The organism is Bradyrhizobium sp. AZCC 1578 (assembly GCF_036924675.1).
In the GTDB taxonomy this organism is placed as follows: domain Bacteria; phylum Pseudomonadota; class Alphaproteobacteria; order Rhizobiales; family Xanthobacteraceae; genus Bradyrhizobium.
The window spans coordinates 382,626-401,319 of the sequence record NZ_JAZHRZ010000001.1 but is presented as its reverse complement, the minus strand read 5'-3'; the positions used below and the strand labels follow the sequence as shown (position 1 = coordinate 401,319).

The window sequence follows — 18,694 nt, the reverse complement described above, 5'->3', positions numbered from 1 at the left end:
TCGCCGCGTGCTTGTGCGCGTGAACAACTTCCGATTTTCCAGTTCTACCTTTGGGGCGGAGGCGGTGCCGACGCCGCGCTACCACTTTGACTTGAGAGAGGGCGACGATCTCGCCCCCGACGACGAAGGACTGGAACTTCTTGGCAGTGAGCGGGTGCAGGAAGAGGCCGCCCGCTCACTAGCCGACATGGCACGGGACGCGATCAGAAAGAACGACGCCGGGGCGGGGCACCAAATGGCAATCGAAGTCCGTGACGACGACGGTTCTGCAGGTGAAGTTGCCGATTGTGGGGTGTGGCCGAGGACGAGCAATAGGCGACCATGTGTCGGATCCGCCTTGCGGTAGACCAATAACTTTCCGAATAGGCGGCCGATTGGTCTATGGACTCCGAAGATGTTGCTCGATCAGTTCGCGAGCGGCCTCGAACACGTCTGGCGAGGAAGTCACGGTCTGGTTAGTCTCAAGCATCAAAAGTGCCTGCTCGTAGATCTCATGGCCTTCCTCGGCGGTAATGAGATTATTGCGGACCATCGACTGAAGCATTGCCGCTTGCATGGCGCCGGCCATTAGGCTTGACGCTATGGCCAACTCGAGCGCAGAGAGCTCCTTCATCAAACGCCCCTGTGCAAAGTCAAACAAGTTGACACGTGGTAGAAACTTGCGGGGCAACCGAGTGGTTCCTAGGCGATCATTTGGCGCCTTCCACCCGAGCTACAAGCGGCGGAACTAGTTTCATTGTCCGCCCTCATGTTCACCGCTCGTTGACTATTCGGCAGACATTGCCAGATTTTCCCGTATATTTGGGAGCGCCAGACGGGTACCCACTACGCTGTCTGGCTGACTGGAATGGGAGTACTCCGATGGCCCTGGCGCGATCCCCGCGCCAGGGCCATTTTTCTTCACGTTTGCCAGCTTAGGGCGCGCGGTCAGGTTCTCGAACCGTAGATCCTAATTTAATACTTTCTGTGCGTTGCGACTGAGCCTCCCTCCCATATCTCTGAAGTTTCGACATCGTGAGCAACAATCAATTGCTTTTCGTGATCGCGGAGACGCGTCATGCCTAGTGAGTGGGAGTCAATGTCGATTGAAGAACTGTTCGAGCTTCACCAACTGATGCAGTCAGTTCTTCGTGAAAAATTGACCGCCAGGAAGAAGCTGCTGGAAGATCGAATACGTCAACTCAACCAGCCGTCCGATAGTGACGGCGGGAAGGATCGCCGGCCTTAATCGGCAACATAGTCGTCGATCTTTCGCGATACGCTCGCTCCGCGCGCAGGGCTGCCTCTTTTTGTCGAACCAGTTCCCGCAGAGTCGCGAGCTCCGCAAACTTTCGGAGTATCTCAGTGTTATCTTTGTCTAATTGATACAGGTAGTAGCTTGGAATTTGGACTTTAGCCCTCATCAGCCCCTCCTACGCTCACCCTGCACCCAGTGATCGAAGGATACCACTCTCGCGATGATAAGTTCCTAAGTCGTTGCCTATTTATCCTGACGTGGACAGGGGCTGCTTGCGGAACCTGCTGCAGATGCTGTTCACTCCAGAACCTCATACTCGAAGGCCACGCCTTCGGGATCATTTTCCTCGAACCAGCTTTCCGCGACGGTGGTGGTGAAGACCTTGACGTGCTCTGGGTTGCCAACCTGCTTGGTCGTGTTGACGTAGACAAAAACGGTCAATGGTCTCTCCACAGCTTGATGGCCGCAGACCTTGTATGCATCTAAAGAAAACGGCACCAGCGCTGTGGAAGAAGCCGGGGCTGCCTTCTTCCGGGTTGGGGTTGGGCAGCTGGTCCCCAGAACTGGTTGGCTCAAAAAGTCGTCTGATATCGGCGGTCGATACTCGCTACCTAGCGATACTTGTCAGGCTTGCCGTTTGGGCTGCCGTCGCCGCCGCCGTTGCCGTTGCCGTTGTTGCCTTTCGGCCCCCAATGGCCGTTCGCGCCAGAATGCGCGACCGCATCGGAGGTGAGAGAGGTCGATAGCAGCAGCGTTATTGCTGGGGGTGTTACGGCTGCAAACCTGCCAGCCGAAATCAGAAATTTCCGGCGGTCTTCGGTCTCTTGTTGCTCGCGGTCATCCATGACTGCCTCCGAACCGGCAATTTAGATGAGAGTTATCCTGATTTAATTTGAGATGATAATAATATTTAATTCAAATCACTGTCTGCCCGTTGGGCGACACTTGGAGGAAATTTGACACCCCAGCGTGATCGAAGGGCGGCCTGACGTCGGCGCCACGCTTGTTTGGGAGCACTGCATCGCACACACAATTGTTCCCGAAAAGTCACACCAGGCGGGGAACTCTTCGCGCAGAAAAGGCTTGGTGTTGGCAACTTCTGGTCAAACTGATGTTCTGGTCAAACTGAAGGTTAAAATTAGTTTCCTGATGTTAGTTGGTGAGTGGAAATTTGGGAAAGATCCATGACCACTTTGCAAGCGATAGCATTTGGAGCCATGCTCGCGTGGACGCCATCGCTCATTATCCTGGCAGTTTCACTATGGGACGTTCGCGAGCTTGAGGGGATGGAATAGTCGGCCGGTTTGCCGAGTTCGGTACCGTCAATCTCGTACGTCAATCTCTGTGAATTCCCGCGGCCCCGGTTCGCGCTCCTGCATAAAGGCCGGCTATCTTCGTGCCTGTCACACCCAGTCAGTTCAGCGCGAAACGCACTTCATGGATTGTCGACTCAGGCTCTTGCATCTGCCGGCGCAATCACGCGCTGGACGGGAGATGCCAATGTCATGCGAAAACTGCAATGCTGCGCTACCTCTCATCACGTCGCAGAAAGGAAGGTAGACGGCATTAGCGCACTGACCACGGCCATGCTAATGGCGATTGCTGTTTTTGGGCTTGCGGTCGGGCTGCGGTTGGCGACGGCTTTTGCGCCTGGGCGACATTGGCCGACTGCCGCGGACGCGGCAGTGGTATCTCGGGCATTACCCTTGGCTGTTCGGGGCTTACCTTTGGCTCTGCAGGCATCACCGTTGGCTCAGAAGCGTTGGCGATGACGAGGGCGAGTTGTTCCTGGCTTGCGTTGAGCCGCTCGGTGAGCGTTTGGCTTTCGCGCGCCATCTGGATCTGGGTCGCTTTGACCTGCTCGATGATACTGTTGTTGCGTGCCATTTCTTGATGGCTCGCCTTGAGTTGGCTCGCGACATTTTCATTGTCGCGGACCAGTTGTTCTTGCCTAACATTGAGCTGTTCTACCGCTTGCCTCAAGGCAGCGAGATCGCGCGTCATCGGTTGGAGTTGCTGCGCCAAGTCGGAAGACATGGCGACGGCAGTCGGCGCTGCGTCTTTGACGGCTCCCGGCGCGGCCTCTGACAGAGGTGCTGGATCCGAGGGGGCGATCATCGCTGTATGAGCGGAGGAGGACAACCACCAAGTAGCGCCACCAACGGATGCTGTCACGAGAGAGCCGACGAAAACCACATAGCGCCAACCCGCCGATCGATGAATCGTTGCCCGCGGGGCGCGAGACGTCTTCATGGTGGTCGGCGGGGCCGAAGGATGCACTCCGGCTTCGCTTAGCAGGTTCGAAAGACAACTCTCGATCTGCCCTTCCACGAACTTGTTATCCGGCGTGGAAACCATTTTGGTGCTCCGTGTCAAATGCAATGGCACCCGCCACCGCGCATCTGCGCTACGACGAACTAACATTTCGACGGGACGGTTTTGAGCCTACGAAGCTTCCAAGGGATGAGCATTCAACTACACGTCACGTCGTCTTTTTCTAATTCACCCGGAACTGTACCGGCGCAATTAACGCAACCGGGAAGGCGGAACTATGTTCACGGCCAGAGAACTACGGAAGGAGTCCTGACCCTTCGCAGTTCCGGCGCCAGCGAAAGGCCTCCTTCCCGGTCAACAGGATGGTGATCAGGCGCGGCCTTTGCTCCCCTTGATCATGGGAGCCTCATCTGCATCGACTATGCCAGTCGGGGCGCTCTGCCGCTGCGCGAACGATATCGAGACCGGCGCAGCGCGAGTAGCAGAGGCCGCTGGCAAAGCGCTTGACCGGAGATTGATATGCGCGCCCGTGAGGGCACCAGCTGGAGGTGGCTCAAAGTCACGCGAAGAGCAAAATGACGGCCGCAACTGTGGTGTCCCGCTCGGGCGTCAGAATAACGCACCGCTGGCCAAGGTCCTTTTCGCGCCATCAATCTTTGCGCTAATTGCCCAAAACGCTGAGCCAAATTTTCAGGTGTTCTGAATGCAGATGTCGCCCGTGAGGCTTTTGTTAGCAATTCTTGTCCTGACCGCGACGTACTTGTTTGGAGCGTATAGCGCTCGCCAGCAATTATTTCCGTTTCCGTTTTTGCAGGCGCTGAAGGCTGGCGTCGCGGGCAGGACGGCTCCTGAAGACCTCTACACGTTTGATCAAACGGGACGGCTCGTTTCGGGCGATCAGAAGAAAGCTGTCACCTGCCCGGAGCAGACGAGCCGTACAGCCGTTCTGCTGCTGATCGGGCAGTCCAACGCTGGAAATCACGGGGGCAACGGTTCCGCTCGGAACACGGAGAGAAGGTTGTGAATTTTTTCGATGGACGATGCTATGTCGCCGCGTCGCCCCTGCTGGGATCCGACGGCATCGGCGGTGAGTATTGGACCCAGCTCGGCAATCTTCTGCTGGAACGCGGATCGTTCGACCAAGTCGTACTGGCTCCCGTGTCCATAAGCGGCTCTGAGGTCTCTCGTTGGGGGCCGGGCGGCGATTTGAACGCAATCATGACCGACACCGCGAGCCATCTGCAGCGGCAAGGGTATCTTGTGACGCACGTACTCTGGGTGCAAGGTGAGATCGACTACGTGAAGGGAACGAGCGAGAAGGACTACCGCGACCGCTTCTTGTCGCTGGTTAACTCGTTGAGATCTTATAACGTGGCGGGGCCGGTATACATTGGCATAGCGACAAAGTGCTTGGGAGCAACAAATGGAGGAACGCGCTCCCACTCTCCCGACAACGCCGTCGCGCGCGCTCAACTGGCGCTCCCTGAGCCCGGTGCCAATCTGAGAAGCGGAGTTAATTCAGACGCCCTGCTTGACGATTTGGATCGATACGACGATTGCCATTTCGGCTCATCGGGAGAACAGAAGGTCGCCAAAGCCTGGGCAGACTTGCTCTCAAACGCGCCGTGAGCACCTCACACGCGCCGGCAAAACTCATGGCAAGGCCAGCGGCCGGTTTCCATCTGGATGGCGCGACCACAGATGCAATGCACAAGTATCTTGGTGGCGCCGCTTTCGCGCACGTCGCCGAAAGGGATTTTCTGTTCGCGCTGCATCGCACGCACAATTGTACCAGGAAAGTCAGACCAAGCGGGCAACTGTTCGCATCACATAAAATGCCTTCATATCGTCATCGACAAATCAAAATTCGAGCTGTCAACACTAATGGTCGCGGGTTGGAGTTTGGGGAACGATCCATGACCACTTTGCAAGCGATAGCATTTGGAGCCATGCTCGCGTGGACGCCATCGCTCATTATCCTGGCAGTTTCACTATGGGACGTTCGCGAGCTTGAGGGGATGGAATAGTCGGCCGGTTTGCCGAGTTCGGTACCGTCAATCTCGTACGTCAATCTCTATGATTCGCTGTCCTTCAAAACAGTTTGAGTCGATATGGCTCATTATCGTGGGCGCGTCATGAAGAGCGCCTTGACGGATCGATGAGCTGTTTGCGCCGTGCAACATGTCCTCAGCGCGAAGCTGAGGCTAAGAAAGACCGAGCTCGAGCGTAAGTTGCAGGCACTCGATATGGCGTCGAGCGATGCCAGGCCGACGAAGTCTCGCAGTTCCTAGTGCGCTCAGTTAGCCGCGCAGCTCGTTGCTCGGGGATGCGCGACGACTGCAGAGGCGATAGGCTCTCGGTGCCGTATCGCCTCCACAATCCGTATTGCCTCTCTGAGTGTCCGGATCTCGGCCATCCGGTTTTGAAGATCGGTCGAGATCTGCAAAAGAAGGTGCTCTGCCTTTTTAAATGACTGTCCCATTGAAATACTCCTGCCCATCAACAAACTATATCGGCAATAATGGGAGGCCGGCCTCGAATCGCGTGCCGTACGTCCCCTTGCTGGCACCGTATTTTGTACGGTGGATGGTAGGCCGGCTTTGTTTCAGTTTTTCGTCAGTTTTGGAAAAGGTTTCGTGGCCTGTTGTCTTGGAAAAGGACGCCGCCGGTATCAAAATACATGCCCGGCGGCGTTTCCGTCCTAAACTGGGTCGCTTAAATCCCCAGCGGCACCTAGGCAGCAGAAACCATGCCAGTCGCCTATACGGTGTGACGCCGGCTTTGCTGGCGCAGATGCGCAGGCTTCCTTCACCGGGTGCGGTCGGCCGGTCGCTGATCAATTCGAGCGTACGGGCTTACGTCCGCAAAAGGTCCTGATCACAGCCGGCGACGAAGTGACGCGACATGCCGGTAATCTCGAACCATTTTTCCGGGCGTCCTCGCTCGCAAACCTTGTCACCAACTTGATTGCTTGTGCGGACAAGTGGAGGCTGGAGCCTGCAGGAGTGCCTTACTTTTTAACTGACAATCTCCCTGACCTTGATGCCGCGCAAGGCCTCGATGCAGTCAGCCACCAAATGCAAGAACTCTTGCCGCTTTATGCGCTTCACCTGACGCCCTTCCATATTAATTAGAATGAACCTCGCCATGTCGTGGGCGACTTCAAACTGCGATTTGCCGGTAACCTCAACGTCTATTCTCTCAGCCATTTCGCTCTCCGCTAGTTGTAATTGGAAGGCAGCGGTTCACTCCAAGACCTCATACTCAAAGGCTACGCCTTCAGGATCGTTTTCCTCAAACCACCTTTCTGCGGCGTCCACATTGGCAAACCCCTTGATGTGCTCGGGATCTCCACCTGCTTGCTGGTATTGACGTAGACAAAAACGGTCATTGGTCTCTCTTCAGCTTGCGCTTGCCCCAATGATGAGTTTTGCGATCGGGATTAAAAACCCGCTCGACGTGACGGTTCAACGCCCGCATGACGCCGATCGGGGCCAGCATCGTGGCCGCCGTTCTCTGCAACGAGGATCAGCGCCTTCATGGCGGCCTGCCATTCAGCCTTCGATAGCTTCGTGATGTAGCTGGCGGCTTCTTTCAAGGTGAGGAGGCGCCGGCCATCCGGGAGCGGTATTGGATCCTCAAACGAGGCGGACCAAGGCACGGAAATGACTTCTTTCAATTGTTTGGGGCGGTGCTCTGACAGACCACCGTTACTAATGGCTTGCTTAAATGTTCATGTGTTGTTCTTATCGGGAAAATCTGGCAGTTCAGGGGATGTAGCATGCCCGGTATCGACTTTTACCGAGCCGAAATCGACCACATGCAGGTCCAGGTCGGAAGACAGCGTAAGGAGATCCTGCAGCTTCAGCGCGCCGGCATTTCGACTGCATCGGCCGAGCTGCTGCTCGCGAGGATGCTGGCGAAGATCGAGGGGCTGTGCGCCGAGCGGGATCGGCTCAAAGCAGAGCAGGGCGGTCCAACAAAAGGGCGCGTGCTCGGCGGCCGGCGTTGGTGATGCCGGAGCCGCTGCAGTGGTCCGACGAGAAAGGCGACAGCTCTCCATGGCTCAGAGCGCTCGCCGAACTGCGCCAGCGGGCTGCGCGTGAAGGTTACGCTATCAACACGTCCAGGCGATCACAGTCGCGATCGATCAGTACGCAGAGAAGGCGCTGGGCAATCGCGATTACTTCCTGAACAAGCCGTACGGGTCGGCTAACCACCCAAAACGGGGCAGCACGACCTCCGCGCTTGCTGATGTCCGAAAGCAGAGGTGTGAAATGACCTACAAGTATTTGATTCTATTGGTGAGCGCGGAGGGACTCGAACCCTCGACCCCATGATTAAAAGTCACGTGCTCTACCGCCTGAGCTACGCGCTCACTCGCCGCGCTGTGTAGGGGGCGGGCCCCTGCGGGTCAATAGCACAAGCACGGCAAATTCGTGGTCTGCTTGATCCCAATTCTCTTTAGGTAGCTAAAGGTTAGTTCGGCTTCTTCAACCACCCGGCGGCAATCAATCCACGGCGGTTAGTTGACCTCGCGGCGAATCTCGGAGGCGACCGGCTGGGACTGGGTGTTGACCGTCGGCAGGGTGACCGGGCGCAGCCCGATCAGTTCCGCCGTCCGCACCGCGCTGTTACGCCAGAAAGCGAAGGAATTGATACGGGAGTTTTCCAAAAGCGCGATCGCGACCGCCGCGAGGAACGGCAGGCTTTGCAGCACCAGCACGCCCGCGAAGATATAGATCTCGCGCACTTCCTTGTAGCCGTTGGTGACGACCAGAACGGCGGCGCCGATCAGCAGCAGCACGCCGATCACGGCCTCCCAGAACGCCTGGAATTCGATCGACATCCGCGACAGACCGCCCTTGGAGGTGCGGGCAAAGGCGAGGTGCTCGGTGATCAGGCCCTGGGCCACCGCGCGCGACACCGTCCACTGTACGCTCATCGCCGCTATCATGGCGCCCAGCATCTGGCCGGCCTTGATCTTCACCCGCAAGCGGTAGAGCGCGACGAAATGGATCAGCGAGACTGCGAAGGAGGCGATGATCGGCAGCGTCAGGATCTTGTCGGGAATGGCGATGTCGGCAAACGCCACGATCGGCACCCAGATCAGGTTGAGGATCGCCACGACGACGCCCAAGCTTTCGGCGCCGAGCCAGTTCAGCCAGCCCAGCGAAAATTCGCGGCGCTGGTCCGGCGTCAGCCGGCTGGCGCCGGGTAGGAAGCGCCGCCAGTGCTTCTTGACGATCTGGAAGCCGCCATAGGCCCAGCGGTGACGCTGCTTCTTGAACGCCTCATAGGTGTCGGGCAGGAGGCCCTCGCCATAGCGGACATTGGTGTAGTGCGTCAGCCAACCCTGCTGCTGGATGGTCAGGCCGAGGTCGGTGTCCTCGCAGATGGTGTCGCTGGACCAGCCGCCGGCCATATCCATCGCGGAGCGCCGGATCAGGCACATCGTGCCGTGCACGATGATCGAGTTGAACTCGTTGCGCTGGACCATGCCGATGTCGAAGAACCCGGCATATTCGCCGTTCATGATGTAGTGCATCAGCGAGCGGTCGCCGTCGCGGTGCTCCTGCGGCGCCTGCACCAGGCCGACGCGCGCGTCGGCGAACACCGGCACGAGATCCTTCAGCCAGTCCGGATGCACGACATAGTCGGCGTCGATGATGCCGATGATCTCGGCATCCGCCGCGGTGCGCTCCATGGCGATGCGAAGCGCGCCGGCCTTGAAGCCCTGCACCTTCTCGGCATTGATGAACTTGAAGCGTTCGCCGAGCGCACGGCAGTGATCCTGGATCGGCCGCCAGAATTCCGGGTCGGGCGTGTTGTTGATGATGCAGACGCATTCGAAATTCGGATAGTCGAGCCGCGACACCGCATCCAGCGTCTGCTTCAGCATCTCGACCGGCTCGTAGTAAGCGGGGATGTGAATCGAAACCTTCGGGAAGGCGACGTTCTCGCCGATGGTGGCGGGCGCTAGCGGCGCGCTCTTGGTAATCAGCCGGCGCGGCCCGCGGCCGAAGGCAATCGCCGCGATTTCGTCGATGCGCGCCATCGCGATCAGGATCAGCGGAACCAGCAGGATCAGGCCAAGCGTCAGCGCAAAGGCCGAGCCGAACACGAAATAATGCCCGGCCCAGTAGGCGAACACGGTGGAAACCCAGGCGCCGACGCCGTTCGCTGCCGCTGAAAGCAGCAGCGCCTGCATGATTGTCGGCTGCTCGAGCCGCAGGATCGGCAGCGACATCAGGATGCCCATCAGCAGCGCGATCGCGGCGAGCTTCCAATAGTTCTCGTTCACGATCGGACCGGTCCACGCGAATTTCGGTTCGCGATTGGCATCGAGGATGCCCCAATAGGGGCCGACGCCGCCTTCGAAGAATTTCCAGGGCTGATCGATCGCCTCGACGATGTTGTAGTCGATGCCGATCGCTTCCGCGCGGGTGACGAAATTACGCAGCACCGAGGCCTGTTCGAACGGGCCGGGCTCGGCGTTCCTCAAATTGTATCCGGCGCTCGGCCAGCCGAACTCGGCAATCACGATCCGTTTGCCGGGAAACTGATCGCGCAAGAGCTGGAACATGGCCACCGCCTGATCGACGGCTTGCTTGTCGGTGAAGTTCTCCCAATAGGGCAGCACGTGCGCGGCGATGAAATCGACAGAGGACGCCAGTTCCGGATTGTCGCGCCAGATGTTCCAGATCTCACCGGTCGTCACGGGAACGTTGACGGATTTCTTGACCTGCTTGATCAGGTCGACCAAGTCGTTGATCTTCTGCTCGCCGCGGAAAATCGTTTCGTTGCCGACGACGATTCCGTTGACGTTGCTGTTGCGCTTGGCGAGGTTGATCGCCGCCTCGATCTCGCGCTTGTTGCGATCGGAATTCTTGTCGATCCAGGCGCCGACGGTGACCTTCAGGCCGAATTCGGCAGCAATCGGCGGCACCAGTTCGACGCCACCGGTCGAGGAGTAGAGACGAATCGCGCGCGTGATCGTCGAGAGCTTCTTCAGGTCGGCGCGGATCTTTTCGATCTGCGGAATATTGTCGACGTCGGGATGCGCCGAACCCTCGAACGGCGCATAGGAGACGCTCGGCAGAATGCCCCTGAAATCGGGCGCCGCCTGCTTTTCCTGGAATAGGCCCCACAGCCCGGCGTGAGCTGCGGTTACAAACAGCAGAACGGCAACGATGGCGCGCATCGGGGGCTAAACCATACGGGGCTGCAATTTATGGGAAGCGAACCTGTCCCCTAGGTTCGACCGACACGGCGGCATCATAAGGATAGTCCTGCCCTGCGTTTTCACAACTGGTATGACGCCATGACTTTTTTAAGGACGGCGCCTTAAGGGCGTGACGAATCCAAACGCCGGATAAATAGGATCGTTCCGCTGAACGTATCCTGAATGCCGGACGTCTATTTCGCCTGCGGGCTAGGCGCGGCGCTGGGGGCCGGCGAGGGCGAAGCGGCCGGCGCAGGCGTCGCATTGCCGGCGGTCGCAGGCGCCGGGTTGGCTGCTGCGGCAGCCTGCGGCTGGGCGCCCGGATTGATCCAGCAGACGTGGATGCGACTGTCGAGCGTCTCCGCCACCTTGGGATCGATCTGTCCGCCAAAGCGGGTCAGGCAGCGGAAGGTGGCCTGGACATGCCCGCCGGGGCAGCCGAACCGGTCATAGAGATCGAGATGCCGGAACGCGGTATCCAGATCGTCTCGCCACATCAGGCGAACCACCCGGCGGCCGAGCCAGACGCATTCGGGATTCCCGGCCGGGCCGTTGATCGCCTGGGCTGCCTCGACGAATTCGTCGGTCTTGCGCTGGTTGTCCTTGCTGGCGTCGGCGGCACTGGCCGGCGCCTTGCCTTGATCCTGCGGGGTTGGGCTGCCGCTCTGGGCAAACGCCCCGCCCGATCCGATCAGGAGGGCCAGGCCGGCAGCGGCAAAGCGCCTCAAAACCGCAACTCTTGGATCAAGCACCCGTCGACGCATACATTCCCCGATCAATTTCCTGCCGCGAGCGGCTGGTGTGGTGTTCTGGCTTGTTGCCGCCCAAATAGGTCCCCAATGCGGCGGAAACATCCGGCGATTCACATGACGGGTATTTCAGATTTTGTCCAGCAAAGTCACAACTTTATCATAGGCGCTGGTAAAACTGCCGCAGGGACGAGGCAGAATAGGGCGATCGTGCATCTTGGCAGAACGCCGATGAACGGGTAATCGACGGTCCCCGCCCGGAGGATGGAACCGATTTCTCTTCGTACGCCGCTGGCGCTTCTCCTTTCATCGCTCGCTATGATCGCGGCTCTTTGGTGGTGGCTCGCCACGCCGATTACGCTTGTGCGCGCGCCGATCGATCCCACGGCCAAGCTGCAATGCGTCTCCTACGCGCCGTTCCGCGGCGCGCAGACACCCCTGATCCCGACCACGCAGATCCCTCCTGAACAGATCGCGCAGGACCTGGCGCAGCTCGCCAAGATTACCGACTGCGTGCGGACCTATTCGATCGAGAATGGGCTCGACCAGGTTCCGGCGCTGGCCGCCAAGGTCGGGCTGAAGGTGATCCAGGGGATCTGGCTCTCGAGCAATCGAATCAAGAATCTTGCCCAGATTTCGGTTGCGATCGAACTGACCAAGGAACATCCGGACGTCATTACGGCGCTGGTGGTCGGCAACGAGGTGCTGCTGCGCGGCGAGATGACGACGTCGGATCTCGCCGCCCACATCCGCTCGGTCAAGTCGCGGGTCACCGTGCCCGTCACCTATGCCGACGTCTGGGAGTTCTGGCTGCGCAACCGCGAAATCTACGACGCGGTCGACTTCGTCACGATCCACATCCTGCCGTACTGGGAAGACATGCCGGTGCGTGCAAAACACGCCGCCGGCCATGTCGACGATATTCGCAAGCGGATGGCGGTGGCATTTCCAGCCAAGGAAATCCTGATCGGGGAAACCGGCTGGCCGAGCGCGGGGCGGATGCGCGAAGGCGCGCTGCCGTCACGCACCAACCAGGCGCGCGTGGTGTCGGAAATCCTCGATCTCGCCAAGCGCGAAAAATTTCGGGTCAATCTGATCGAGGCCTACGACCAGCCGTGGAAGCGTCAGCTCGAAGGCACCGTCGGCGGCTATTGGGGCATGATCAATGACGCGCAGCGGGCGGTGAAATATCCGCCTGGAGAGCCGATCAGCAATTATCCGTTCTGGAAACTGCAGATGGGAGGCGGGATGGCGCTCACCGCTTTCGTCTTCCTGGCGGGCTGGTTGACGCTGCGGCGGCGGCCGTGGAAGCCCGGGCTGGCTTCGTGGGTCGCAGTCGGGACGTCGGCGACGACCGCCGGCATGCTGCTCGGCGTCGCCGCGGACAAGATGTTTTACGAGAGCTACGGGGCAGGCGGCTGGCTGCAATGGGGCGCGCTGCTGGCAGCCGCCATTGCCGCGCCGATGCTGTGTGCGAACGCCGCGATGTCGGGGCGGTCGCTGCCGACCTTCCTCGAATTGCTCGGGCCGCGCGAGGGCCGGACCAAGTCGGTGCTATCGGCGTTGCTGGGGCTTGCGCTTGTCGTCACCACGCTGATTGCGGCGCAAACCGCGCTCGGCTTTACGTTCGATCCGCGCTACCGCGATTTTCCGTTCGCGTCGCTGACCATGGCGGTGGTGCCGTTCGCGGCGCTGATGCTGCTGAACCGGCCGAAAGACGGCGTTCGCCCCATTGCCGAATCCGCCTTTGCCGGCTTGCTGGTCGCGGCCGCGCTCTTCACCGGCTTCAACGAGGGCAATCAGAACTGGCAGGCGATGTGGACCTGCGCGATCTATTTGCTGCTGGCGCTCACGCTGTGGCGGGCGCGGGCCGTGCAAATCCCAAAATGAGCAGGCCGATCGCAATTCCCGACAGCGCGATATTGTAGAGCACGATCCCGAATCCCGCCGCGATCAGGCCGCCGGTCAGCAGCACGATCGACGGCCGCATGACGTGAAGCGTCGCAATGATCAGCGCGGTGATGCCGAATACCGAATTCTTGAACAGGTAGGTGGCGAGCGTCCGCGACTTGCACTGCATGGTTTGCAGGCCGGCGTCGCAGGCCAGCGCGACCGTCGAGAACTCGACCGTGAGGTAGCGCAGATAGAGCGCGTAGCCGACGGTGACGAAGCCGACCACCAGCAGGAATTGGACTTGATAGGGCGTGAGCCGGAACGGGGATTTTTTCATCGGCGCAATATGGTCGGGATTGGCGGCCGGGACAAGCGTTCGCAGGTTAGCGAAAATGCACGTCAGAATTTCGTCATAACGCTCTGTAGCCAAAAGCTTATTGTGAATTTTTTTTGCCGAAGATGGACGAAAATGTCGTCTGCGTTGGCTCCGGCGGCGGCTCCGGCTTCTTCGCCACCTCCTCAACGACGGTCGCCGCCGGCTGCTTGGCGATGCCGCGCCGGCGCGGGGCAGGCTTGGCGGCACTGGGCGGCGGATCGTTCAACGACAGCCGCTGGCCATCGAAGATCGCGGTCTCGCAGGGGCGGCTGTTTTCGGCAAGAATGGCGCAGATCCTGGCGGCGGCGCCGGCGTCGTTCAGCGGACCGGCGACCAGGCGAAGCTGCATGCCGAGGCCGTTGGTGCCTTCCTTCACGACGATGATCGGGCGCAGTGCCGTCAGCGGCGCGTTCGATCTGGATTTCAGCAGCCCGCGCCACAACGCGCGCAGGCCGTTCACCGAATTGGCGCTGCCGAGATCGACCCCGAACTCGGTCCGCTGCAGGGATATTTTTGGCGCGGTGGCGTCATCCGCCTCCGCATCGGTCGGCGCCGACGCGACGACGTCCGGGATCGGACTTGCGATCACCGGGTTCGGCCCTTTGCCCAGCTCGATCAGTTTGCCGGCGGCGGGGTCGGGCGGAGCCATCATCGACTGCGCGGCCATCAGTGGCGTGGCGGGCGAAGGTTTCGCGGGCTCCGGCTTGGCAGGCTCCAGCGTGACGGCGTCGGCTTTTGTCATCTCAGCCTTTGCCATCTCAGCCTTTGCCGTTTCCAGCTTGGCCATTTCCGGCTTGGCGCTCTCTGTTTTGGCTGCGTCGGTCTTTGCCGCATCCTTTGCCGCGTGCGAAACCGTCGCCGGGGCAGGCTCGGCGGTGGCCTTGTCTGCGACCGCCGCTGCGGCCGGGGCGGTCGCTACCGGCGCGACGCTTGGCGATGCCGGCTTCGGCGCAGCTTGCGGTTCCACATTTGCGACCGGCGAAGCCTGCGCGGAACCCTGGCGGGCGATAGCCCCGGTGACGGATTCGAGCCCCTGTTCCAGGCTGGTGACACGGGAATACAGCCGGTCGCGATCGCCGTTCAGCGTATCGATGGCGGCGGCGAGCCGCCGCGCCTCAATCTGGGTTTCCTTCTGGGTTTCCTTGGCTACGAGCTGAATTTGCTGCGCCTGCCGGGTGTGATCTGCGGCGGCGACCTGTTCGCGCTTCAAGCCAAGGGATGACTGGTTGGCCATGACGGCCAGAGTCACCGCAGCCGTGGCGCCGACACCCCAGGACCCGATCCGCCACAGCGCGCGGCGGTCGAGTTCATCTTCGTCGGCGAACAGGTTGCTCAGCACGCCGCCGCTGTCATCCGCCTCGAAGTCTGCGAGATGGTCTGTTTTCTTGGCCAAGCGCCCCTGGCCCTCCTCGAGGCCCGCCGAATCACAGGGTAAACATTAACAGGAAAAGCGACGCCCACTTGAATCCGGACGTTTTCGGGGCGGCGAATCGGTTTGATCTCCGGGGGAAAACAATTAAAGACGGACCGCGCAACCTTGTTCGCCTGAGGACCAGAATGATCGCTCGATCCAGCCTGACAGTCGTGCTTGCGGCCGGTGAGGGCACACGCATGCGATCTTCGCTGCCGAAGGTGCTGCACCAGGTCGCCGGCCAGTCGCTGCTGGCGCATGTGCTGGATGCGGCCCCGCACGGCGCGGGCGCTGCGCTCGCGGTCGTGATCGGGCCGGACCACAAGGCGGTCACTGAGGAGGTCAGGCGCGTCCGCTCGGATGCTGCGACCTTCGTTCAGGCCGAGCGCCTCGGCACCGCGCACGCCGTCTTGGCCGCCCGCGAGGCGATCGCGCGCGGCGCCGACGATCTGCTGGTGGCGTTCGGCGATACGCCGCTGATTTCGCCCGAAACCTTCGCCCGGCTGCGCGCGCCGCTGGCGCAGGGCGCGGCGCTGGCCGTGCTTGGTTTCCGCGCCGCCGATCCGACCGGTTACGGCCGGTTGCTGCTCGATGGCGACCGTCTGATGGCGATCCGCGAACACGCCGACGCGACTGCAGATGAGCGTAAAGTCACGCTGTGCAATGCCGGCGTAATGGCGTTCGACGGCCGCCGCGCGCTGGAAATCCTCGACCGGATCGGCAACGCCAACAGCAAGGGCGAGTATTATCTGGTCGATGCCGTCGCCATCGTCAGGGAAATGGGATTGGAGGCCGTCGTGATCGAAACCAGCGAGGACGAAGTGCGCGGCATCAACAACAAGGCGCAGCTTGCGGAGGCCGAAGCGGTGCTGCAGGCGCGGCTGCGCCAGGCGGCGCTCGATGCCGGCGTGACACTGATCGCGCCGGAGACGGTTTATCTCGCCGCCGATACCAAGTTCGGCAGCGACGTCACCATCGAGCCGTTCGTGGTGATCGGCCCCGGCGTCACCATCGCCGACGGCGCAGTGATCCATTCGTTCTCGCACATCGTGCAGGCCTCGATCGGCAGACACGCCTCCATCGGTCCCTATGCGCGCTTGCGCCCGGGCACTTCGCTCGGCGACGGCGTTCGAATCGGCAACTTCGTCGAGACCAAGGCCGCGACGCTGGAGGCCGGCGTCAAGGTCAACCACCTCTCCTATGTCGGCGACGCCCATGTCGGCGCCAATTCCAACCTCGGCGCCGGCACCATCACCTGCAACTATGACGGCTTCTTCAAGCACAAGACCCTGATCGGCGAGGGCGCGTTCGTCGGCACCAACTCCTCGCTGGTGGCGCCGGTGAAAATCGGCAACGGCGCCTATATCGGCTCGGGCTCGGTCATCACCAAGGACGTTCCCGACGACGCGATGGCCGTGGAGCGCAGCCCGCAGAGCAACCGCGAGGGTGGTGCTGCGCGCTACCGCGAGATGAAGTTGCGGGCGAAGGCAAAGAAAGAGGGTTAAGCGCAGCGCGTGTTAAGCTTTCCCGCTTAGACTGTCTCAATCGGCAATACGCTTTCCGGTCGAAAATGCCGTGACCATAGCTTGATGACTCTCAGTTAGATCGATTTGGCCGCGGACTTGCTTCACCTCTCCCGCTAGCGGGGGAGGCGTAGGCCACCTTCGGTGGCCGTCCTCTGAGACGCCGAGGCAAAGCCTCGGCTATGGCGGAGCGCCGGGTGGGGGCTCTCTCCACACGGGGAGTGTCAATTGTGGAGACACCCATAGCCATCGCAGCACGATTTAGCAATTTGGCTACCAATTGGTGCCAGCATTCCGCCATTGCGGATCGGTCGCGATCGGCGACAGCGAATTCCGAAAGGCTTTAACTCGACCAGCCCGGTTGGCGGTCTCTTTCCTTTGGAGAGGCCCACTATGTTCAAAGGTTTTGCAATCGCAGCCTTGATGCTGCTTGGTGCGTCGCAGGTAGACCATTATCTCACCCATGGTCGGTATACCGATGCCGCCATATCGATGCTGAGGCAGATCAGGCACTCGTTCGGTATTTGACCTGCAACCCGGCTGGCATCGGCTGAATTGCGACCGCCTGTAAGAGCGTTTTCAAGCGAAGTGGATCCCGGTTCGCGTGAAGAAAACGCGTCAGAACAGACGACTAGGCCACTTCGGTTGACGCCGAAGGCAACGCCTTAACCTTGATGAATATTTATTCAAGTTCCTGCAACCATCGGTCTTGTTCGGCGTCATGCTTTCAGTGCGGAGCGCGTCATGGACGACATGGACGACGACAGGGAACAGCGTGAACTTCAAGAGCGGGTGATGCGCTTCCGCGTGATGGAGCGCGAAGTCACGGACCCGCTTGCAATTGGGCTCCTGCACGACATCGTCACAGAATTGGAAGCGGCCCTGGAGAAGCCTGACAGATAGTCACGCAAAAGCCCGGCAGCCATTTCGGACTGCCGGGCTTTACGCAAATACTAGGTGAACTAATACCGCGCCGCTGCAATGCGGCTATTTTGATGCGGATTTCGGGACCGTCTATCCGGAAGAGTACGGGCGCGCACTTTCGTCCCGTTGGAACCGAACCCTCGCACCTCTGCGGGGCGGGCGTACCTTGCGTACCGGCAGAGCGCGACAGTTTCTTTAAGACGGCACTGTGCAAACCTCGATCGGCAAGCAAGAAGGCCTCCATCGGTCCCTATGCGCGGTTGCGCGCCGGCACCTCGCTCGGCGAGGGCGTCAGGATCGGCAACTTCGTCGAGACGAAAGCCGCGACGCTGGAAGCCGGCGTCAAGGTCAATCATCTCTCCTATGTTGGCGACGCCTATGTCGGCGCCAATTCCAACCTCGAACTACGGTGCACATTTAACTCTTGAGACTACCGCCTATAGCGCATTTCCGGTGAGCCCGACCCGCAAGCGTCAATTGAATGCAATGGCACCGTAATTCTGTTAGTGTCCCAATTGGCCACTGGAGGAAGAGCGATGCGCTTTGTTTTGCCCGAGGTTGACCTGCGGCGTGATGGCGGAAGCAGGTCAATCGACGATCAAGATGGGAACGTGGTTGGCCAGCTTCTTATGAATCAGAACGTCGGGCGGACAATAATCCTGCTTGGAAAGTATCAGGGAACGTTCAAAACTCAGGAAGAGTGCGCAGCCTTCGCGCGTGGCGTTGAAGTCGTCATTAGTCATCTGACCAAAGTGGAAATGTAATACCGCCTCAGTTGGGCGGCTTCCTTCGTTTGCCGGTCGGTTTTTCTGCCCGCGCGGTAGCCAACGATTGCCCCACCTATGGCTAAGACAATCTCCGGGTAAACGCGAAAAGCGCCGCCACGCATAGCCACGCCGATTCCTCCGATAGCGTGCCCGGCCAGCGCACCGGCGATCGCTCCAACAATCACATACCAAAACGTGCGCGATCGCTTCCTTATGATTGCACCGATCATGCGTGGGGCCCCTGTTTGGTGGCCTCATTGAGACTGAGCCGCAGTGAGACGCGACTTTCTTTACATACGCACGCGAGGAAAAGAA

At 60.1% G+C, this 18,694-nt stretch carries 18 protein-coding genes, 1 tRNA gene and 2 pseudogenes; 10 read left to right on the top strand and 11 right to left on the bottom strand.

Annotated features, from left to right (window positions below):
* Positions 1 to 7 precede the first annotated feature (7 nt).
* Complete coding sequence (locus V1290_RS36420) at positions 8 to 346, top strand: DUF6894 family protein (RefSeq protein ID WP_442894959.1); 339 nt, start codon at positions 8 to 10, stop codon at positions 344 to 346.
* A gap of 33 nt (positions 347 to 379) precedes the next feature.
* Here the strand turns inward: V1290_RS36420 and V1290_RS02105 are convergent, their stop codons facing one another.
* Complete coding sequence (locus tag V1290_RS02105) at positions 380 to 670, bottom strand: hypothetical protein (RefSeq protein WP_334362772.1); 291 nt, start codon at positions 668 to 670, stop codon at positions 380 to 382.
* A gap of 387 nt (positions 671 to 1,057) precedes the next feature.
* Here V1290_RS02105 and V1290_RS02100 point away from each other — a divergent pair, with 387 nt between their 5' ends.
* Positions 1,058 to 1,228 (top strand): hypothetical protein, encoded by a 171-nt coding sequence (locus tag V1290_RS02100; RefSeq protein WP_334362771.1) that lies wholly within the window; start codon positions 1,058 to 1,060, stop codon positions 1,226 to 1,228.
* A 306-nt stretch (positions 1,229 to 1,534) separates the two neighbouring features.
* Here the strand turns inward: V1290_RS02100 and V1290_RS02095 are convergent, their stop codons facing one another.
* The 3 genes from V1290_RS02095 to V1290_RS02085 form a co-directional block, all read right to left on the bottom strand.
* Entirely contained in the window at positions 1,535 to 1,678 is a 144-nt protein-coding gene (locus tag V1290_RS02095; protein ID WP_334362770.1) for a hypothetical protein, read from the bottom strand.
* A gap of 170 nt (positions 1,679 to 1,848) precedes the next feature.
* Positions 1,849 to 2,082 (bottom strand): hypothetical protein, encoded by a 234-nt coding sequence (locus V1290_RS02090; protein ID WP_334362769.1) that lies wholly within the window; start codon positions 2,080 to 2,082, stop codon positions 1,849 to 1,851.
* Between the two features lie 721 nt (positions 2,083 to 2,803).
* Positions 2,804 to 3,595: a hypothetical protein gene (locus V1290_RS02085; protein ID WP_334362768.1), complete on the bottom strand. Its 792-nt coding sequence runs from the start codon at positions 3,593 to 3,595 to the stop codon at positions 2,804 to 2,806.
* 625 nt (positions 3,596 to 4,220) lie between these two features.
* Here V1290_RS02085 and V1290_RS02075 point away from each other — a divergent pair.
* A pseudogene (locus V1290_RS02075) lies at positions 4,221 to 5,140 on the top strand (sialate O-acetylesterase).
* A gap of 1,388 nt (positions 5,141 to 6,528) precedes the next feature.
* Here the strand turns inward: V1290_RS02075 and V1290_RS02070 are convergent.
* Together V1290_RS02070 and V1290_RS02065 are read right to left on the bottom strand one after the other, a co-directional pair.
* Complete coding sequence (locus V1290_RS02070; RefSeq protein ID WP_156908450.1) at positions 6,529 to 6,720, bottom strand: hypothetical protein; 192 nt, start codon at positions 6,718 to 6,720, stop codon at positions 6,529 to 6,531.
* A gap of 233 nt (positions 6,721 to 6,953) precedes the next feature.
* The gene (locus V1290_RS02065) at positions 6,954 to 7,190 is read right to left on the bottom strand and encodes a hypothetical protein (RefSeq protein ID WP_334362764.1); all 237 of its coding nucleotides are present in this window, start codon (positions 7,188 to 7,190) and stop codon (positions 6,954 to 6,956) included.
* A gap of 102 nt (positions 7,191 to 7,292) precedes the next feature.
* Between V1290_RS02065 and V1290_RS02060 the strand changes: the two genes are divergently transcribed.
* Complete coding sequence (locus tag V1290_RS02060) at positions 7,293 to 7,526, top strand: hypothetical protein (RefSeq protein WP_334362763.1); 234 nt, start codon at positions 7,293 to 7,295, stop codon at positions 7,524 to 7,526.
* A 287-nt stretch (positions 7,527 to 7,813) separates the two neighbouring features.
* Here V1290_RS02060 and V1290_RS02055 read toward each other — a convergent pair.
* The 3 genes from V1290_RS02055 to V1290_RS02045 all read right to left on the bottom strand — a co-directional run bounded on the left by V1290_RS02055 (position 7,814) and on the right by V1290_RS02045 (position 11,500).
* A tRNA-Lys gene (locus V1290_RS02055) sits at positions 7,814 to 7,889 on the bottom strand.
* Between the two features lie 147 nt (positions 7,890 to 8,036).
* Complete coding sequence (locus tag V1290_RS02050; RefSeq protein ID WP_334362762.1) at positions 8,037 to 10,715, bottom strand: glycosyltransferase; 2,679 nt, start codon at positions 10,713 to 10,715, stop codon at positions 8,037 to 8,039.
* A gap of 215 nt (positions 10,716 to 10,930) precedes the next feature.
* Entirely contained in the window at positions 10,931 to 11,500 is a 570-nt protein-coding gene (locus tag V1290_RS02045) for a beta-1-3, beta-1-6-glucan biosynthesis protein (RefSeq protein ID WP_334362761.1), read from the bottom strand.
* 249 nt (positions 11,501 to 11,749) lie between these two features.
* On the opposite strand from V1290_RS02045, the gene V1290_RS02040 reads away from it, so the two are divergent.
* Positions 11,750 to 13,375 (top strand): glycoside hydrolase family 17 protein, encoded by a 1,626-nt coding sequence (locus V1290_RS02040; RefSeq protein ID WP_334362760.1) that lies wholly within the window; start codon positions 11,750 to 11,752, stop codon positions 13,373 to 13,375.
* On the opposite strand, the gene V1290_RS02035 is transcribed toward V1290_RS02040, so the two are convergent.
* Positions 13,335 to 13,715: a hypothetical protein gene (locus tag V1290_RS02035; RefSeq protein ID WP_028346004.1), complete on the bottom strand. Its 381-nt coding sequence runs from the start codon at positions 13,713 to 13,715 to the stop codon at positions 13,335 to 13,337. The two genes, V1290_RS02040 and V1290_RS02035, sit on opposite strands and share 41 nt — an antisense overlap.
* A gap of 97 nt (positions 13,716 to 13,812) precedes the next feature.
* Positions 13,813 to 15,147, bottom strand: coding sequence for a hypothetical protein (locus V1290_RS02030; protein ID WP_334362759.1), 1,335 nt, complete (start codon positions 15,145 to 15,147; stop codon positions 13,813 to 13,815).
* A 164-nt stretch (positions 15,148 to 15,311) separates the two neighbouring features.
* On the opposite strand from V1290_RS02030, the gene glmU (V1290_RS02025) reads away from it, so the two are divergent.
* From glmU (V1290_RS02025) to V1290_RS02005, 5 genes and pseudogenes are all read left to right on the top strand, one after another.
* Complete coding sequence (glmU, locus tag V1290_RS02025; protein ID WP_334362758.1) at positions 15,312 to 16,670, top strand: bifunctional UDP-N-acetylglucosamine diphosphorylase/glucosamine-1-phosphate N-acetyltransferase GlmU; 1,359 nt, start codon at positions 15,312 to 15,314, stop codon at positions 16,668 to 16,670.
* A gap of 411 nt (positions 16,671 to 17,081) precedes the next feature.
* Entirely contained in the window at positions 17,082 to 17,216 is a 135-nt protein-coding gene (locus V1290_RS02020) for a hypothetical protein (protein ID WP_334362757.1), read from the top strand.
* 216 nt (positions 17,217 to 17,432) lie between these two features.
* Complete coding sequence (locus tag V1290_RS02015; RefSeq protein ID WP_334362756.1) at positions 17,433 to 17,591, top strand: hypothetical protein; 159 nt, start codon at positions 17,433 to 17,435, stop codon at positions 17,589 to 17,591.
* Between the two features lie 242 nt (positions 17,592 to 17,833).
* Positions 17,834 to 18,013, top strand: a pseudogene (gene glmU, locus V1290_RS02010) (bifunctional UDP-N-acetylglucosamine diphosphorylase/glucosamine-1-phosphate N-acetyltransferase GlmU); the annotation flags it as partial.
* 135 nt (positions 18,014 to 18,148) lie between these two features.
* Positions 18,149 to 18,376 carry a hypothetical protein gene (locus tag V1290_RS02005; protein ID WP_334362755.1) on the top strand — a complete coding sequence of 76 codons (228 nt, stop codon included), beginning with the start codon at positions 18,149 to 18,151 and terminating at the stop codon, positions 18,374 to 18,376.
* Positions 18,377 to 18,694: the final 318 nt, after the last annotated feature.

Excerpts from the sequence above, each read along its gene's own strand:
- V1290_RS02070 (WP_156908450.1), bottom strand. The coding sequence starts at position 6,720 with ATGGCTGAGAGAATAGACGTTGAGGTTACCGGCAAATCGCAGTTTGAA.
- V1290_RS02045 (WP_334362761.1), bottom strand. The coding sequence starts at position 11,500 with ATGCGTCGACGGGTGCTTGATCCAAGAGTTGCGGTTTTGAGGCGCTTT.
- V1290_RS02005 (WP_334362755.1), top strand. The coding sequence starts at position 18,149 with ATGCGCTTTGTTTTGCCCGAGGTTGACCTGCGGCGTGATGGCGGAAGC.
- V1290_RS02020 (WP_334362757.1), top strand. The coding sequence starts at position 17,082 with ATGTTCAAAGGTTTTGCAATCGCAGCCTTGATGCTGCTTGGTGCGTCG.
- V1290_RS02100 (WP_334362771.1), top strand. The coding sequence starts at position 1,058 with ATGCCTAGTGAGTGGGAGTCAATGTCGATTGAAGAACTGTTCGAGCTT.
- glmU (WP_334362758.1), top strand. The coding sequence starts at position 15,312 with ATGATCGCTCGATCCAGCCTGACAGTCGTGCTTGCGGCCGGTGAGGGC.
- V1290_RS02060 (WP_334362763.1), top strand. The coding sequence starts at position 7,293 with ATGCCCGGTATCGACTTTTACCGAGCCGAAATCGACCACATGCAGGTC.
- V1290_RS02035 (WP_028346004.1), bottom strand. The coding sequence starts at position 13,715 with ATGAAAAAATCCCCGTTCCGGCTCACGCCCTATCAAGTCCAATTCCTG.
- V1290_RS02015 (WP_334362756.1), top strand. The coding sequence starts at position 17,433 with ATGGACGACATGGACGACGACAGGGAACAGCGTGAACTTCAAGAGCGG.
- V1290_RS02050 (WP_334362762.1), bottom strand. The coding sequence starts at position 10,715 with ATGCGCGCCATCGTTGCCGTTCTGCTGTTTGTAACCGCAGCTCACGCC.
- V1290_RS02085 (WP_334362768.1), bottom strand. The coding sequence starts at position 3,595 with ATGGTTTCCACGCCGGATAACAAGTTCGTGGAAGGGCAGATCGAGAGT.
- V1290_RS02040 (WP_334362760.1), top strand. The coding sequence starts at position 11,750 with ATGGAACCGATTTCTCTTCGTACGCCGCTGGCGCTTCTCCTTTCATCG.
- V1290_RS02090 (WP_334362769.1), bottom strand. The coding sequence starts at position 2,082 with ATGGATGACCGCGAGCAACAAGAGACCGAAGACCGCCGGAAATTTCTG.